The organism is Streptomyces sp. NBC_01320 (genome assembly GCF_035974375.1).
Taxonomy (GTDB): Bacteria; Actinomycetota; Actinomycetes; order Streptomycetales; family Streptomycetaceae; genus Streptomyces; species Streptomyces yanii.
Map to the genome: position 1 here is coordinate 2,007,377 of NZ_CP108390.1, position 16,363 is coordinate 2,023,739.

At 66.5% G+C, this 16,363-nt stretch carries 14 protein-coding genes and 3 pseudogenes; 8 read left to right on the top strand and 9 right to left on the bottom strand.

What is annotated here, in order from left to right:
• The 3 genes and pseudogenes from ltrA to OG395_RS09630 all read right to left on the bottom strand — a co-directional run.
• Complete coding sequence (ltrA, locus tag OG395_RS09620; protein WP_327241363.1) at positions 1-1,341, bottom strand: group II intron reverse transcriptase/maturase; 1,341 nt, start codon at positions 1,339-1,341, stop codon at positions 1-3.
• A 545-nt stretch (positions 1,342-1,886) separates the two neighbouring features.
• A complete protein-coding gene (locus OG395_RS58240) occupies positions 1,887-2,237 on the bottom strand; it encodes an RNA-guided endonuclease InsQ/TnpB family protein (RefSeq protein WP_442818749.1) in 351 nt (116 codons plus the stop codon).
• Positions 2,238-2,288: 51 nt separating this feature from the next.
• A pseudogene (locus OG395_RS09630) lies at positions 2,289-3,075 on the bottom strand (RNA-guided endonuclease InsQ/TnpB family protein); the annotation flags it as partial.
• A 233-nt stretch (positions 3,076-3,308) separates the two neighbouring features.
• Between OG395_RS09630 and OG395_RS09635 the strand changes: the two are divergent.
• Both OG395_RS09635 and OG395_RS09640 read left to right on the top strand, forming a co-directional pair.
• Positions 3,309-3,398: pseudogene (locus OG395_RS09635) on the top strand (transposase); the annotation flags it as partial.
• Positions 3,399-3,512: 114 nt separating this feature from the next.
• Positions 3,513-4,301 (top strand): hypothetical protein, encoded by a 789-nt coding sequence (locus OG395_RS09640; RefSeq protein WP_327242502.1) that lies wholly within the window; start codon positions 3,513-3,515, stop codon positions 4,299-4,301.
• A gap of 283 nt (positions 4,302-4,584) precedes the next feature.
• Here OG395_RS09640 and OG395_RS09645 read toward each other — a convergent pair whose 3' ends face one another.
• The 5 genes from OG395_RS09645 to OG395_RS09665 form a co-directional block, all read right to left on the bottom strand.
• A complete protein-coding gene (locus OG395_RS09645) occupies positions 4,585-5,196 on the bottom strand; it encodes a hypothetical protein (protein ID WP_327242503.1) in 612 nt (203 codons plus the stop codon).
• 12 nt (positions 5,197-5,208) lie between these two features.
• Positions 5,209-5,787, bottom strand: a complete 579-nt coding sequence (locus tag OG395_RS09650) for a hypothetical protein (RefSeq protein ID WP_327242504.1) — start codon at positions 5,785-5,787, stop codon at positions 5,209-5,211.
• Complete coding sequence (locus OG395_RS09655) at positions 5,788-6,738, bottom strand: RHS repeat-associated core domain-containing protein (protein WP_327249297.1); 951 nt, start codon at positions 6,736-6,738, stop codon at positions 5,788-5,790.
• Between the two features lie 413 nt (positions 6,739-7,151).
• Positions 7,152-9,029: a DUF6531 domain-containing protein gene (locus OG395_RS09660; RefSeq protein WP_327242505.1), complete on the bottom strand. Its 1,878-nt coding sequence runs from the start codon at positions 9,027-9,029 to the stop codon at positions 7,152-7,154.
• Between the two features lie 51 nt (positions 9,030-9,080).
• The gene (locus OG395_RS09665; RefSeq protein ID WP_327242506.1) at positions 9,081-10,154 is read right to left on the bottom strand and encodes a DNRLRE domain-containing protein; all 1,074 of its coding nucleotides are present in this window, start codon (positions 10,152-10,154) and stop codon (positions 9,081-9,083) included.
• A gap of 669 nt (positions 10,155-10,823) precedes the next feature.
• Between OG395_RS09665 and ctaD the strand changes: the two genes are divergently transcribed.
• From ctaD to OG395_RS09680, 3 genes are read left to right on the top strand one after another with little or no spacing between them, the layout of a single operon-like run.
• Complete coding sequence (gene ctaD / locus OG395_RS09670; RefSeq protein ID WP_327242507.1) at positions 10,824-12,551, top strand: aa3-type cytochrome oxidase subunit I; 1,728 nt, start codon at positions 10,824-10,826, stop codon at positions 12,549-12,551.
• A 21-nt stretch (positions 12,552-12,572) separates the two neighbouring features.
• Positions 12,573-12,920 (top strand): hypothetical protein, encoded by a 348-nt coding sequence (locus tag OG395_RS09675; protein WP_327242508.1) that lies wholly within the window; start codon positions 12,573-12,575, stop codon positions 12,918-12,920.
• Between the two features lie 27 nt (positions 12,921-12,947).
• The gene (locus OG395_RS09680) at positions 12,948-13,580 is read left to right on the top strand and encodes a TauD/TfdA family dioxygenase (RefSeq protein ID WP_327242509.1); all 633 of its coding nucleotides are present in this window, start codon (positions 12,948-12,950) and stop codon (positions 13,578-13,580) included.
• 161 nt (positions 13,581-13,741) lie between these two features.
• Here the strand turns inward: OG395_RS09680 and OG395_RS09685 are convergent, their stop codons facing one another.
• Positions 13,742-14,422: a TetR/AcrR family transcriptional regulator gene (locus OG395_RS09685; RefSeq protein ID WP_327242510.1), complete on the bottom strand. Its 681-nt coding sequence runs from the start codon at positions 14,420-14,422 to the stop codon at positions 13,742-13,744.
• Between the two features lie 97 nt (positions 14,423-14,519).
• On the opposite strand from OG395_RS09685, the gene OG395_RS09690 reads away from it, so the two are divergent.
• From OG395_RS09690 to OG395_RS09700, 3 genes and pseudogenes are all read left to right on the top strand, one after another.
• On the top strand, positions 14,520-15,083 hold the full coding sequence (locus tag OG395_RS09690) for an NADPH-dependent FMN reductase (protein ID WP_327242511.1): 564 nt from the start codon (positions 14,520-14,522) through the stop codon (positions 15,081-15,083).
• Positions 15,084-15,416: 333 nt separating this feature from the next.
• On the top strand, positions 15,417-15,629 hold the full coding sequence (locus tag OG395_RS09695; protein ID WP_327249298.1) for a carboxypeptidase-like regulatory domain-containing protein: 213 nt from the start codon (positions 15,417-15,419) through the stop codon (positions 15,627-15,629).
• A 285-nt stretch (positions 15,630-15,914) separates the two neighbouring features.
• Positions 15,915-16,097, top strand: a pseudogene (locus tag OG395_RS09700) (hypothetical protein); the annotation flags it as partial.
• Positions 16,098-16,363 lie beyond the last annotated feature (266 nt).

The following is a 16,363-nucleotide window of genomic DNA, read 5'->3' on the forward strand; positions in this document are numbered from 1 at the left end:
TCAGGCGAGCTTCAGGCGGGACCACGAGCCCTTGAACGACTTGTAGCCCTGCGCATCCCAATAGGCTTTATTCATAGCGATTTCCAGTGGTTTCAGGTGGGAGGCCCGCCAGTATCGCTTGCGTTGCACTGCAACGCCTTGCTCCTGGTCTCCAAATTCGTAACCGAGCTTCTGGAGCATGGAGTTCTTGCGCTGACTGGTCTTCCACTGCACCCACTGGGCCTGCCGTAGCCTGCGGCGGGTCCAGTGATCAATCTCCTCGAAAACCCGAAGGCTGTCGGAGAGACTGAAGTAGGCCACCCAGCCGACCGAGAAACGGTTGAGTTTGTCCATCCTGTGGGCCATCGATACGCCCCACGTCCGGGAGGTGACTCGCCGAACGGTGGACTTTAGCCGTCTCACGGCCTTCCGGTCCACCCGGATCTTCACCTGCCCTTTGGCGAGGTAGTACCCGAATCCCAGGAGTGACGTCCACCAGATGGGGCACGCCTTCGACTTCTCACGATTCACCCTCAGTTTCAAGGTCTTCTCAATGAAGGCCGTGACCGAGGCGAGGGTCCGCTGCGCCGCTCGCTCGGACCGGACGAAAATCATCACATCGTCCGCGTACCTCACGAACCGGTGTCCGCGTTTGAAGAGTTCGCGGTCAAGGTCGTCCAGCATGATGTTCGACAGCAACGGGGACAAAGGGGAACCCTGCGGGGTCCCTTCCTCGTTCCTCACCATCACGCCGTCGCTCATAATCCCGGCTTCCAGGTACCGCCGAATCAACTTCAGGACCTTTCTGTCCCTCACCCGGCGAGCCACCCGCGCCATAAGCGCATCGTGATTCATTCGGTCGAAGAACTTGTCGAGGTCCAGGTCCACGGCCCAACGGTTTCTGTCCTGGACGGCCCGGCGACCAACCCTTACGGCTTGGTGGGCCGAACGCCCTGGTCGGAACCCGAACGACGCCCCAGAGAAGTGGGGATCGAAGACGGGCACGAGGGCCTGCGCAATTGCCTGCTGGATCAAGCGATCCAGCACCCGTGGGACACCTAGCATCCGCTCCCCACCATTCGGCTTAGGGATGGTCACCCGACGGACAGGAGCGGGCTTATATGTCCCCGCATCGAGCTCAGCCCATACCTTGGGCCAGTTCTGGGCGATCCATGGCCGGAGTTCATCCGTCGTCATCCCATCAACGCCGGGGGCACCCCGGTTTGCTTCGACGCGCCTGAGCGCCGCGAGAAGGTTCTCCTTCGAGAACACCGTCTCCCAGAGGGAGACCTCGCGGTGATTGTTGTCCGCGTGTAGCGCCGGCTGGTCACTGCGCCCCTTGGGCTGGGCGGTCGTATGCACCGACCCCGTCACCCCAGGGTCTGCCGGGGCAGATTTACGGCGGTCATCGTGACCTGCGCGAGCAGACACCCTTCTTCCAATCCGCTAAACGTTCGGCCCTTCCCGAGTCCTTGTCGGCCTACTGCCTTCCCGTCTCGGTACTATGACCTCTGCTGACTTCTGTCCGGCAAACCAGTGCCATTGCTGGCATCGGTCGTCACAATCCCGGCCGACACACCGTTACAGGTGACACCCGGGCAGACCTCCCCGAATAAGAACAGCAACTTTCCCCGGATCGCCGCCGCATATACTCTGCGTCTTTCTTGGTGAGAACGGGCTTCGATGCAGTCAGCCACCTTGCCCAAGACGCCTAGCCTCAAATGCGGTTCTTGTACATCGGTACCCGGTTTTGCCTCCGGCTTCCTTCGGACCCCACCTCGCGATGACGCCCTTGCCGTTCGGCTAGCGAGTTAGTCTCACCTCTTCTCGTCGGGACTTTCACCCTTTAGCTGCTGCCCATGTCGGGCGTACTGACTCCTCCACCCCGTGAACGGGGTGGCTTCTCGCTATGCCGGTTGGGCTTCGCGACGGACCAGCCCGGCCCGTAGGACGTTGAGAGCACCGACTGTGTCCGCGTGCGCGGTGTGGCCACAGGCGACGCAGTGGAACTTCTCCTGGGTGGGCCGGTTCTCCTTGGCGGTGTGCCCGCATTCGGAGCATCGCCGGGAGGTGTTGCGGGGGTCCACGGCGATCACTTCCCGCCCGGCACTCTCAGCCTTTGCATTCAGGATCGCGAGGAACACCCCCCATCCGGCATCCGATATCGAGCGGTTGAGTCCGGCCTTGGCCGCGGCCCCGTTGGGCAGGAAGCGGCCCGGCCGGTCGGGGTCGGGCTTCGGTTCGGGGGCCTTGCTCATGTTGCGGATCTTGAGGTCTTCGTGCGCGATGAGGTCGTGTTCCCGCACGAGGCCGAGGGCGGTCTTGTGGGCGTGGTCGAGGCGCTGGCACCGCACCTTGCGGTGCAGACGTGCCACAGCCTCTACCGCCTTGCGGCGGCGCTTGCTTCCGCGCTTGCACCTGCTGAGCTGCTTCGAGCTTCGCTGCGGCCTTTCGCCCGTGACGCGGGTTGGGCACGAACTCGCCGTTCGAGCCGGCGAGGAAGTTGGCAATGCCCAGGTCGATGCCGACCACGCTGCCGGTCGCGGGCAGCGGCTCGGGCCGGGGCCGCTCGGCCGTCAGGATCACATACCAGCGCTTGCCCTCACGCTTGACCGAGACCGTCTTGACATGGCCGACCACCGGCCGGTGCCGGTGCACCTTGACGTGCCCGATGCCCTGAAAGCGGACGCGGGTGACCGGGTCATGCGCGGTGGAGTCCCACCGGCAGCCGTCACCGTCCTTGGGGAAGTCCACCGTGTCGAAGCGGCCGATCCCCCTAAAGCGCGGATAGCCCGGCTTGTCCCCGGCCTTGATGCGCCGGAAGAACGCGGCGAACGCCTTGTCCAGCCGGCGCAGGGTGGCCTGCTGCGAGGAGAACGACCAGCGGCCCTGACGCTCCGGGTCGCATGCCCGGATCTCCTTGAGCTGCACGGACTGCTGCCCGTATCGGACCGTCGTCTTCGAGACATGCCGGTAGGCGTCACGACGCTCTTGCAACGCGCCGTTGTAGAGCGAGCAGTGATCGCGCAGCATCTCGCGAAGGGCCTGGTCCTGCCGGGCGGTGGGGCGCAGGAGGAACTTGTACGCACGGATCATTCAGCCCACCCCTCCGACTCGAATCGACCTTAACCGTAACATTGGTTCATGTCACCACGTTGGGAACCAAACCCCGACGTACGGCGCGGCCGTCACGTCGTCCACCACCTCCACGGGCATTTGGTGTTCGTCACCAGGTACCGGCGGACCGTCTTCAACGACGAGATACTGACACGCTGCGAAGAGAGGAGTTCACCGGCCACGTCAACCAGGCCATCATGCACGGCCGCTTCTGGTCCGGCTCCTACTTCGCGGGGTCATGCGGCGGCGCACCCCTCCACGTGGTCAAGGACTACATCGAGAACCAGAAGCGGCCCGACTGAGCGCGGCTCCGCGGGCGAGGCATTCCGGAGCGAAACTGCGGCGCTCCGCGCCGCAGGGTTCAGGATCGGATTCCCTCCCCGCCTGAAGGCGGGGATTCCCTCCGAAGAAGAGGGATGGGGTCGATCGCCCTCTCTGCGGACGGCAAGCTCGTCTGGGCGCACGTCCGCGGACCATTGAGCGACGACGAGGCGGCGGACTACGAGGAACTGTGGCTCGTCCTGGACGCGGCCGACGGCAGGGTCTTGGACCGCGTGGACACCGGGACCGTGGCCTCCGGATCGTTCCACACCCCGCACCCGGACCCGGCGCAGATGGGGCTGAGCATCGGCGAGGGCGAGGAGGGATCGCCCTCGCTCTGGGGACGGTGGGACGGGCAGCGGCTGACTGCCGAGCAGATCGACATCGAGACGATCCTGCTGACGGTGAACCCGTCGGGCCGGAACCTGCTGTCCGTTCCCCTCGATCAGGCGTCCCTCGACCTGCACCAGGTGGAGGGCGGCGCGGTTCTGCGGACACTGGACGCGCAGGGCACCGTGCCGCCGCACCCGCGGAGCACGGGCGAGGACCGGCTGTACTGGGACTTCGAGGCGGCCTTCACGGACGAGGACACCGTCGTCGCGGGCAGCGCCGCGTGCGACGGGGAGTACGGCACGGTCCGCCACTGGCTCGTCGATGTGCGAGGGATGTCCCTGCTCGGCGAGATCACCTACCCGTTCCCCGTCTCCGGGCCCCCCGTTCTGCAGGGGATGGCACCTGGTACACGGTCTCCGAGGACGGCAAGTCCCTGCACCTGTGGAGCCTGCGGGACGCAGGCTGAGGAGCGGCACGGGGGCCCGAGGGCCCTGCAGACGGAAACGGCCCGCCAGTCCGACTGGCGGGCCCCGAGCCCCGGCGGGCAGTAAGAGGACCTCACAAATCGGGCGCCCGGCTCGCGACGCCTGGCACGCACGCTCGCTGCGTTACCGAAACGCCCTCGTAGCTCCTTCCCCGAGCTCTCAGCTTCGTTCGAGCAGGGGAGGCCCCGTCCGAGGACCTTCCAGCGCCTTGCGATCGCACGCACGGGACGCCGCGAGCTGATCGGACTCCCCTTTTGTGAGCTCCTCTAAAGTCATCATGCGCCACTCGTCCTGTGTGGACATCGCGGAGCGTAATTACGCCACTGCCCGCCCCGGTTCACCGCTCCCGCTACGGAAGCAGGCCGATCCGCTCCCGATAGGCGTGCGCGAGCGGCAGCGATGCTGTGTAGAGGCGGTCGATGGCCGCTGCGTCGATGCCGCCCCGAGCGGTGACCGCACGGACATCGGCGACATCGTCGACCTGGCGCTGGATCTCCAGTTCGCGGAGGTCCGCCGGATCGTCGCCGTCCCTCACCACAGGGATCATCTCTTCCAGGGCGTCCGCGAAGGAATGCATCGCATCCAGGGCGTCCGCGACCGTTTCGGCGCTGGAATCCGGATCGTCCCACGCTTCGAGGACGTAACCTGCGATGTCCAGGACATCCATTCCCCAGGCACCCGGGCCGTCCGGTTCCTCGATGTGCTCGCCATCGGGCTGGACGAGCTCGTTGTACACCTCCAGAACTTCTGCGAGTTCGTCCGTGGCCGGCTCTCCCGAGGCCAGAACCTTCGAGACGGCCACAGCCCGCTGGAAGAATGCCTCCGAACCGGGAAAAAGCTCGGAGAATCGGCCCTCCATCGGGAACAGCGAGACCCTGTACAGAGCGAGCGAGGCGATGACCGCCCGCCCCGCGGGGCTGACCTCGGCCAGCCCCGCGGACGTTACTTCAACTTCGGACATCTTCCCTATCCCCTACCAAGCGAACGACCGGGCGCCGGTGAGGGCATCCCCACTCGGTGTCTTCCGGAACTTGTTGAGGATCACAGTCTTCCAGTGAGTCCCCACAAGGCGGGCGGCGCCCACGGTGTCGCTGAACGGTTGGAACAGCTCGTTCTGGCACCAGGGGCAGACCGGCCGGTTGGCAGCACCGGCTACAGGAGTCCACCCCATCTTCTTGATGTGGGCAAGAGCGCTCACTTCCGCGTCCCCGGGAATGACGTCGGCCAGAATCTCCGAGCCGTCCGTTTTCATCGCGTTGCGGATCTTCGGGTCCACGATGCGGTCCCCGCTGGATGCGAGGACATCGACGAAGGTTCCGTCGCCCTTGTCGGCCCTGATCATGGCCGTGGTGCGCTTGCTCTGAGCCTTCTTGTTGAGCTTGCCGTGCATCTGCTGCACACGCTTGTCGAGATCCTTGGCGATCTGTTCGTTGCAGTTGTGGACAAGGATCCTGGCGCCGCCCGCCAGCACGTAATAGTCGTGGACGGCGTCCACCGTGAGGTTGTGGACACGCTCCTGCCGGGTCGTGTGCGAAACCGCGGTGATCTGCACCTACGTGCCGGACGAGGTCTGCAGCCACATCCCCGACTTGAGGGCGTCCGCCCTGGCCCAACGGCCGACGTCCGGCAGCCAGTAGAGGTGGGCCTCGGTCGACGTGACCTTTCCGGTGGCCTTGCCCTTCTTGCCGTCGGTGTCGACGGTGACGGTGACCAGGTGCTTGGAGCCCTCATGGCTGCGGACGCTCAGCACCTCGCGGGACTGGAGGTCGCCGCGCTCGACGTCCGAGGCCAGGACCTGGTCGCCCTCGGTCAGCTTCTCGATGGCCTTGGTGGAGCCATCCGCGAGGACCACCTGGGTGCCTGGGACGAAGCTGTTCTTGCAGGCCTTGGGGGCAGCCGGTTCCTTCGGGGCCGAAGGGGCATCGGCTCCGTCGGCCTTGCGGGCGGTGCTGCCGGCGTCGACGGCCGCCTCGGCCTTGTCCTCCGCCTTGCGGACGTCATTGGCGGTGTCGAGTGCTTCGACTCCCTTCTTGGCGTACTTGCCGGCCTTGACGGCGCTGGCGCCGTAGCCGACGAGCGGAATGGCCGAGGACATCGACAGGGCCGCGTCGACGTAGTTGCCTTCGGCGGCATACCAGATGCCGTTGGCGACGTCGGCGACCTCACCCACGACCGGGATCAGACCCACCACGTCCAGCGTCGCGTGACCGATGTCGGAGAGTGAGAGCCCGAAAAGATGCCCATCGAGTTCGATGAAGCTGATCGGGTTGCCACCGGCGAACGAGTACCGGTTGCCGGTGAACGGGTCCGAGGCCAGCGACATATCGGCCAGCGCGCCGCCGTACATGTCACGGGTCAGGAACCGGTTCAGCCCCGGGTCGTAGTTGCGGAATCCCATGTCGTACGTGCCCGACGCCTTGTCCCAGCGGGAAGAGTTGAAGCGGAAGGCGTTGTACGAGTCCTTGTCGGGGTTGGCCGCGTCCGGCTTGTCCGCACCGGTCATCTGGGACTTGTCGTCCGATCCGTAGGCCGTGTAGCCGTACGTGGACCGGGTGTTGCCGCTCTCCTTCGTGATGGCCTCGACGTCACCGCGCGGACTGGTGACGTACTGCGAATACTCCTTGGTCCCGTCGTCCTTGTGCTTGATCTGCGTGGCACGCTGCCCGGACGCCTGATACTGGTACGACTTGTCGGCTTTGCCGTTCAGCTCCTCGCGCAGGACCAACTTGTCGATGCCGAGGTAGGTGAACGCCGTGGTCCTGGCCTGCGCGCCGGACGTCGTCTGCGACACGGTCCGGTCGAACGGGTCGAAGACGTAGGACGTCGTCACCGCGGCGGCGCCCGATCCGGCCCGCGTCTTCACGGTCCGGTCGAAGCCGTCGTAGTAGTACTTCTGCTCCGTCTGACCGCCACTGCTCACGGTGTCGACACGGCCGAGCGGGTCGTAGTTGTAGGTGGAGGTGACACCGCCGGCCGAGGTGGACAGCAGACGGTTGCGGTCGAAGCGGGACGTCTGGGTCTGCCCGTCGACCGTCTGCGACACGATGTTGCTGTTGCTGTCGTAGGTGTACGACTCGGTGGAAGGAGCGTCACCGGACTTGGTGACCTTGGCGATCCGGTCCTGCGGGTCGTAGTCGAAGGAGTAGGTGTTGTTAGGCCGGTGGAGTAGGTGAAGGTCTGAGCCGGAGTGCCGTTCTTGTTGGCCTCGGCATCCTTCTTCTCCAGGGGGTAGCCGGTCTTCGGGTCGTACGACCATGTGGAGACGGCGCCGTTGGCCTCCTCAAGACGCGTGACGTTGTTGTCCGCGTCCCAGGCGAGCTTCGAGGCCTCCAGCTTCGCGTTGGTGATCTCGGTCGGGCGGCCGAAGCCGTCCATGAGATGGGTGGTGGTGTTGTTCTCCGCGTCCGTCACCTTGGTCTCGATGAACGAGCCCGCGGTACCGTCCGGATCCCGGTACTCGTAATCGGTCGCGAAGGAGAGCCGGTCCGTGATCGCCTTGGTGTTCCAGTGGAACTTCGGGTCGTCCCCGGTCTGCGGGTAGTAATAGTCCAGCGAGGTCGAGTTGCCCCGCGGGTCCGTCACCTTGACCAGCTTGACGTTCTTGTTGCCCTGCGTCGCGTCGTAGACGAACCCGAAGACCTTGGGCTGGGCGGAGCCGTCGCCGTCGGTCAGCTCACCGAGGAGCCGCTTGTCGGAGTAGACGAAGGAAATCTTCCGCCCGGAGACGTCCGTCATCGACTTGACGTGGTCGATGACCTTCGGGTTGGTGAGGTTGCTGCCCGTGACCTTCGTACCCGCGTCATTGATGTACGGATACGACTGGCCCTTGGCGTAGTACTCGACGGTGAGGGACTGCCGCCCCGCCGGATCGGTGAGGTAGCGGAGGAACTTGGTGGGCTTGTTGTTGGACTTGCGCTCCTCGTAGGTATAGCTCTGCGTGTTGCCGTTCTTGTCGGCGATCGACGTGAGAAAGCCGTCGCAGTCGAAGAAGAACTGGGACCGGTCCGGGCGCGTCAGCGACCAGGCCTTGGGGTCTCCGTCCTTGTCCGGGGTGCAGTCCACACCGGAGCCCTGCTGGAGCAGGTAGTGCACACCCGCGGGGGCTTTCCACGTGCCGTCCGGCTGCTTGCGGAAGACATGGTCCGTGCCGTCGCCGTCCGGGAGGGTCACCTCGGTCGGGTTCGGGTTGGGGTGGAAGTCCAGCGCCGCACCGAGCCGCAGCGGCATGGCGGCCTGGGCCGACCAGCCGTGGCCGAGCACCGTGTCGGAGGTGTCCTGCGAGTTGTACGCGAAGCGCACCGCGGTCTGCAGACCGCGGCCCGGGTTGGTGAAGGCGTTGTACTGCCAGACCGTGTTGCCCGCGTACAGGTTGGTCATCAGCGAGCTGCCGGCACCGGTGTTCTTGCCCGCATACGAGTAGAACTTCTCCAGGCCGAGCTGGTTGGACGTCGGGTCCTCGACGCGGACGTTCTGCGTGAGCGGCGCGATGGACTCCGTCGCCGACAGCCAGGTGCCCGCCGTGACGTCGCGCAGATCCCACTTGAGGACGTAGTCGAGGCGCTTGTTGCCCGAGTCCGAGTTGATCGGAGCGCGCAGCGCGGCCGGTATGGTGACCGACTCTCCCGGATAGACGTCCTTGGGCAGTGCCGTGCGCAGCTGGTTCCCGCCGGTGGTGGCGTCCGTGCCGTCCGGCAGGGTCCAGGTGTAGGAGAGCGACCGGTCGGCGGCCCGCCACACGGAGGTGGTGGTGTTGGTCAGGGTGACATCGACGGTGTAGTCGTCGCCCGGGGTCATTCGCGCGGGGGTGTACGGCGCGAAGTACGTGGATTCCGTCGACTTGTCGATCTAGGTGACGACGAGCTGCGGGCGCAGCTGCGCCTCCTCCGCCTCCGAGGAGAGGAAGACGGTCCGTTCCTGCGGTCCCGCCGCCGACTCGTCCTGCAGTCGGAGCGCCAGCCCCTTGTTGCTGGCCGGGTTCGTGACCCAGTTCTGTGCCAGCGAGGTGAGGTACCAGCTCTGGCGCGCGGGGTCGTTGGTGACCGTGCCGACCGTGTCCGCGACGGCCGCGTCCATGTCGCCGCCCGCGGTCGTCCACGGGGTGGTGGCGGTGGTGTTGTTCCAGGTGGCTGCGGTCTCGTCGAAGTCCTTGGTCAGACCGTGGACCTCGTACACCGCACCGTCGGTGCCCGTGGTGGTGGTGAAGCCCCACAGGTCGAGCTGGGCCTCCAGGACCCGTGAGCTCGCCGGGATGCCGGACAGCGGGAACTTCAGCAGGGACCGGGTCTTGCCGTACGTGGACGAGTTGTTGCCCACCGACAGCCAGGTACGGTTGATGTCCGAGTCGGAGAGCTGGTCGTGACCGCTGGTCGGCTGGGCCGAGGCCAGCGTGGTGTCCGTCCCGATGCCTTGGAGCACCATGGTCGTCCGCCCCGCCTTGGGCAGTCGGACGATCTGGGTCGGGGCCGGGATGATCTGCCCGTCCTTCGTCTTCACCGCGACCATGTAGTAGAAGACGTTGCCGAACGAGTCGGCCGAATCCGCCGGGGTCGGTGTGGCCGTCGAGTCCGTGAACGCCGTCCGGTCGTTCGCCACGGGCGAGACGAGGGTCTGCGAGGACGGGGTGAAGGACTGGAAGACGCTGCGGTGGACCTGGTACTCGACGATGTCGTCGCCGGTCGCGGTCGACGGGTCGGTGTACGCGGGCCAGGTCAACTCGGCGCCGGTGGAGTGGACAACCTGCGGGGCGTTCACGGTCACGCACGAGGCCACAGGGACCGGGGCGGCCGAACTCCCCTGCCTCACCCGCCGCGAGTCCCGGCGGACGGCCGTCGAGAGGCGCGTCACGCTGCCGTGGAGGAAATCCGTCCGGGTGCCGATCGGCAAGGCGCCGACGACCGCCGTCGTCCTCCGGGCGCCCATTGTGTGAGCTCCTCCAAACAATCAGGTGACGACCACGCACCCTGGCACGGCACTGGTGAACCCCCTGGATGCCGACGTACCTGAGGTGTGAGGACACGGGTGTCTGCTCGCGGAACTTCGCTCCTGCGGGCCCCTTCTTCCAGCCCGGCGGCCGACCCTGACGTCGCGCGGCGGCCGGCCGGTTCGCCCGGCGGGCCGTCGCCGCATCCCCCTACATGTGCAACAAGGTGGGGCGTCCAACAAGGTGGGGCATCCGATCTGCAACCGGGTCCAACCTTGAGCAGGATCTCGGGATCCAGTTCACCCGAGGTACCGCGCGCCACGATGGATGCCCTTGGGGCCTGGGGCAGGCCGGGCGCCCACCGGCGCATCGCCATCGGGTGACGCCTGAAAGCGTGGACTGATCGGCACTCGGCCGGACACACCGACGAACAGCTCGTGGGGGCCGACGGCGCGGGCAGGGACGGCTTTGGCGGGGCACTTCCTGAACAGGAAAACAACGTCACTTCTGTTCGCTCCGGCCTGGGCATATGAAAGCGCAATCACCCGGATGCGGACCCGATCTCTACTCCGATCGGCCGAATGCCCAGCAGCTCACTTCGCCGGCCGGGATCCACTCGCCTACAGTGCCCGCGTGGCCGGTATGCCGTCGGCCGAAGGAGCGTTGAAGTGGCGAACAGGGTCACCGTCGGACCGGCTGATTCCGACGATTCGTACGAGGACGAACTGCCTGCAAAGCAAAAGCGGCCGGGCAGCATCGTCGTGAAATGGGCGACTACCACCGATCACAAGACGATCGGCACGATGTACCTGGTCACGTCGTTCGCGTTCTTCGTCATCGGCGGTGTGCTGGCGCTCTTCATGCGCGCCGAGCTGGCCCGCCCCGGCACGCAGATCATGTCGAACGAGCAGTTCAACCAGGCGTTCACGATGCACGGCACGATCATGCTGCTGATGTTCGCGACGCCGCTGTTCGCCGGGTTCGCAAACTGGATCATGCCGCTGCAGATCGGCGCGCCCGACGTGGCGTTCCCGCGGCTGAACATGTTCGCGTACTGGCTGTACCTCTTCGGCTCGATCATCGCCGTCAGCGGCTTCCTCACCCCGCAGGGTGCGGCGGACTTCGGCTGGTTCGCCTACTCCCCGCTCTCGGACGCCGTCCGTTCGCCGGGCATCGGCGGCGACCTGTGGATCATGGGACTGGCCTTCTCCGGCTTCGGCACGATCCTCGGTTCGGTCAACTTCATCACCACGATCATCTGCATGCGCGCACCCGGCATGACGATGTTCCGGATGCCGATCTTCGTGTGGAACGTCCTGCTGACCGGTGTGCTGGTCCTGCTGGCCTTCCCGGTGCTCGCCGCCGCGCTCTTCGCGCTGGAGGCGGACCGCAAGTTCGGTGCGCATGTGTTCGACGCGGCCAATGGCGGCGCGCTGCTCTGGCAACACCTCTTCTGGTTCTTCGGCCATCCGGAGGTGTACATCATCGCGCTACCGTTCTTCGGCATTGTTTCCGAAATCATTCCAGTCTTCAGCCGAAAACCGATTTTCGGATATGTCGGTCTGATCTCCGCGACGATCGCCATCGCGGGCCTGTCGATTACCGTGTGGGCGCACCACATGTACGTCACCGGCGGTGTGCTGTTGCCGTTCTTCTCGTTCATGACGTTCCTGATCGCCGTGCCGACAGGTGTGAAGTTCTTCAACTGGATCGGCACGATGTGGGGCGCTTCGATGTCCTTCGAGACTCCGATGCTCTGGTCCATCGGCTTTCTGGTGACGTTCCTCTTCGGTGGTCTGACCGGCGTCATCCTGGCCTCGCCGCCGATGGACTTCCACGTCTCGGACTCGTACTTCGTCGTCGCGCACTTCCACTACGTGGTGTTCGGCACCGTGGTCTTCGCGATGTTCGCCGGATTCCACTTCTGGTGGCCGAAGTTCACCGGCAAGATGCTGGACGAGCGGCTCGGCAAGATCACGTTCTGGACGCTGTTCGTGGGCTTCCACGGCACGTTCCTGGTGCAGCACTGGCTCGGCGCGGAGGGCATGCCACGTCGCTACGCGGACTACCTCGCCGCCGACGGCTTCACCGCGCTCAACACGTTTTCGACGATCTCCTCGTTCCTCCTCGGACTGTCGATGCTGCCGTTCCTCTACAACGTGTGGAAGACCTCCAAGTACGGCAAGCCGGTCGAGGTCGACGACCCGTGGGGTTACGGCCGTTCGCTGGAGTGGGCGACGTCGTGCCCGCCCCCGCGGCACAACTTCCTCGTGCTGCCACGGATCCGCTCCGAATCACCGGCATTCGACCTCCATCACCCGGAGATCAGCTCCATCGAGGAGATCGACAGACGTCCGGCCGCGGCGGCGGCGGCGCCGGGGGACGAACAGAAGTGAGGACACCTGCCGGAGGACAGCGTGTTCATCGGGGCTGACATGGAGGACGACGGCCCGCTCGCCGGGCTCGACGACTACCTCCTGTCGAGTGCGGAGGACGAGGAAGCGCGCCGCCGGGCCATCCGGTTCGCCGAGCGGCTTCCCTGGCTGACGGTTGCCCAGAGGGCCGAAATCGAACGTGTTTTCGCCGCCGACTGGACCGCCGCTTCGAGGGCGATCGACGCCCGGGTCTCCGCTCGTTCGGCCGAACTCGTCATCGAGTACGCCACCCGCTACCGGTTTCTCAAAACGCGCTGTCTGTTGGCCGTCACAGTCTGCATCGGTGTGGTGACCTGCGTCTTCGGCGTTGTCCTGCTCGTCGCCCGCTGACGTCCGTTCCTCCTCCGGCACGGGACCGTGGCCCCGGTTCAGCCAAACGGCGGGATTGGTGTACATGGCGCCCGGCTCCCAAAGAATCGCTCAGGTCAAGCCGCCCTGGCACTCGACACCGACGACGAAGCGCTCCGCGCTGCTGTCCGGGCGCAGCTCGCTGACATCGTCGCGCTGCTGTGCATCCGGCCGGCGAAGTCCGGCGGGCTCAGCTGCATCGTCAGCTCGGTCGCGGTGCACAACGAGGTCGTGCGCACCCGCCCCGACCTGGCAGAGGTGCTGTACCGGCCCTGGTGGCGCGACCGACGCTCCGGGGACGGGCCCGACAGGTTCTATCAGAGCGCCGTCTACACCACGGACAGTGCAGGTCGACCGTCCACGTCCTACGGCCCCGACTACATGCGTTCGGCGTTGCGCGGCGCCCACGTGCCGGCGTTCAGCCCTGCGCAACGGGAGGCGATGGAGCTGCTCGACCGCCTCAACAGCGATCGCCGCTTCCTGCTTGCCATGGACCTGCGCCCGGGCGCCATGCAGTTCCTGAACAACCACGTCACCCTCCACAGCCGCACCGAGTACGTGGACCACCCCGAGCCGGAGCGCCGCCGCGACCTCATCCGCCTTTGGCTGAGCACCGATCAGAACCGGCAGGCGCCGTCCTGAAGGAGCGTCGGCAGAAGTTCCGGCATGAACACCGTCCGCAAGGACCTTCCCGAATCGGGTGAACTCGGCGCCTCCGGCCTACGAGGAAACACGTCCTTCCACCGGACCGACCGCCACCCGCCACGCCTGAGTTCCGCCGCCCACCCGCTGAGCCGGAGGACTCAGTGGGACGGCTCGGTACAGGTGACGCGGGAGACCAGGTCGATCCAGCCGGCTTCCAGCCGCTCCAGGGGCATCCCGCACTGCTTCGTCAGATGGTGGATCAAGGCGGGGTCGAGATATCCCATCAGCGCCTGGGCGAGCAGGTCACAGTCGGCATCCGGCACGATCTGCCGCAGCAGAATCGTGACGTGTGTGACGAGCGCCCGAAGCGAGGGATGAGCGAGCCGCCGGGCCGCTTCCGGTTGCGCTGCCAGTTGCAGGTCCAGTTGCTCGGCCGACCGGCGCAGGGCCGCCACGCCGAACGCCCGCAGCCGCTCGACGGGCGGCGCCCCAGGGCCAAGCGGCGGCGGTCCGCCGAGGAAATCGGCCTGCAGTTTCTTCGCGGAGTGGTCCAGCAGCGCCATCAGCAGGCCGGTGCGGTCGCCGAAGCGGCGGAAGACGGTCCCCTTGCCCACGGATGCCGCCTCGGCCACCGCTTCCATCGTGACGCCGGCCGCACCGTGTTCCGCGACCAGCCGGCCGGCTGCCTCCAACAGCCGGGCGCGGTTGCGTGCGGCGTCGGCGCGCAGGCACGGTTCGTCCGCACCGGAGCCGACATCGAGCAACTGCGGCTGATCTATGGGCTCCTGGTGCTTCGGGAAGGGCGGCAGGGCGCTGGACATGAAGACAGCGTAAAGCATCGGGAAGAAACTGGACCACGGTCCGGTTAGCCTGGTAGGAATCTAAACGGACCTCGGTCCGGATCCTGACAGTAATATTTCAGACCTTGGAGTTCCTATGTCTGTTCGTATCCTTGCGCTCGTCGGCAGCCTCCGCGCCGGTTCGCACAACCGCCAGCTCGCCGAGGCGGCCGTCAAGCTCGCCCCCCAGGGCGCCGAGGTCGAGCTGTTCGAGGGGCTCGCCGACATCCCCTTCTACAACGAGGACATCGACATCGAGGGCAGCGTCCCGGCCACCGCGGCCAAGCTGCGCGCGGCCGCGCAGAACGCCGACGCGTTCCTGCTCTTCTCCCCCGAGTACAACGGCACCATCCCGGCCGTCCTGAAGAACGCCATCGACTGGCTGTCCCGCCCGTACGGTGCCGGCGCCTTCGGCGGCAAGCCCGTCGCCGTGGTCGGCACCGCCTTCGGCCAGTACGGCGGCGTGTGGGCGCAGGACGAGGCCCGCAAGGCCGTGGGCATCGCCGGCGGCAAGGTGATCGAGGACGCCAAGCTCTCCATCCCTGGCTCGGTGACCCGTTTCGCCGAGACGCACCCCGTCGACGACGCCGAGGTCGCCGCGCAGCTGACCGAGGTCGTCGCCCGGCTGCGCGGCCACGCGAGCGAGGCCGTGGCCGCCTGATCCCTACCGCGCACCCCGAAGGGGGCCGAGCTGCCACAGCTCGGGCCCCTTTGCGTGTCGTATGTTCGCCTGCTCCGCGTCGCACGTCTACCCTCCTGAGGCCACAGCCGCCCGCGACACCGCACAGCTACTCCAGCGCCGCCGCGACCGCCGGGCGGCGTTCGCCACTGGCCCGGGTGCAGGTCAACAGCTTGCGGCGCGGGTTGCGAGCGCAGGGCACGCGGGCTTACGGGCAGGTGCGGGGGCAGCTGGGCCAGAAGGGGGCCCGGGCGACGCCGAGGCGGTGGGCGACGAAGTGGGCCGGGACGTTCCGGTCCCATCGACGGCCGCCCGATCTCCGAGGCCCGCGTCACCCTCCTCGACCTGGCGGGCGAAGTCGTCGGCAGCACACTCACCGCCGAGGACGGTTCCTATGCCTTCACCGATCTCGAAGGCGACCACTACACCGTCGTAGCTGCGGGGTACCCGGCCCAAGCCACACCCCTCACCCTCGATGCCACCGGTCCGGCCGCCTTCGATCTGATGCTGGCACACAACGAGGGCTGAACAACTCCTTTCACTGATGGGCCCGATCCGCACGTCGCCCGAGCTCCGTTCGCTGGTGAAGCCGGCGGTCACCGCGTCCAAGTCGGCGGCCGACCCTTGCCGAAGCCAACCAGTCCAGCAGCCCGCTGCACCGTGCGATGACGGATCGTGCCGCACCCGCAACTCACCGTGAAGATGCGATCGGCCCGGAGGGCTGGCGGAGCCTCTCACCGAGTGGGACCAGGCGGATGCGGTCAGTCGCGTCTTATCCCTGAGGTCGACTCGGCGGCCCGCGCGTCCTGATGCGACCGGCGCACCGGCGTGGAGCACACGCCGCTGGGCTCGCTCGGCTCGCAGGCCGCAGGCTTCGCACTCTACGAATCGATGTTGTCCGAACTGGCGGCACCGGCCTTCGAGTACGGCTACTCAGTGGCTCGGCCCGACGCTCTGGTGCTGTGGGAGGCCCAGTTCGGCGACTTCGCCAACGGCGAACCCTCATCTCCGCCATGCTCATACCACCGATGCGGGAGGTCGCGGCCTGTTTCCGGTGTCCCGGATCGGTGAGGGTGGAGACCCGGTGCAGCGCTGAGGGCACGAGCATATGGACGGAACAGTTTCCGTCCTGCGCTGCGCCGGGTTTTGCCGCTGAGCCGGCCTGAGGCAGCTGCCTGCCCGCTGCCATCGGCCCGTTGTGCCCCGACTCCGGCGAGACCGCCTCAGACACCAAATCCTTCGCGCCCACGCCGGTCGTCCGG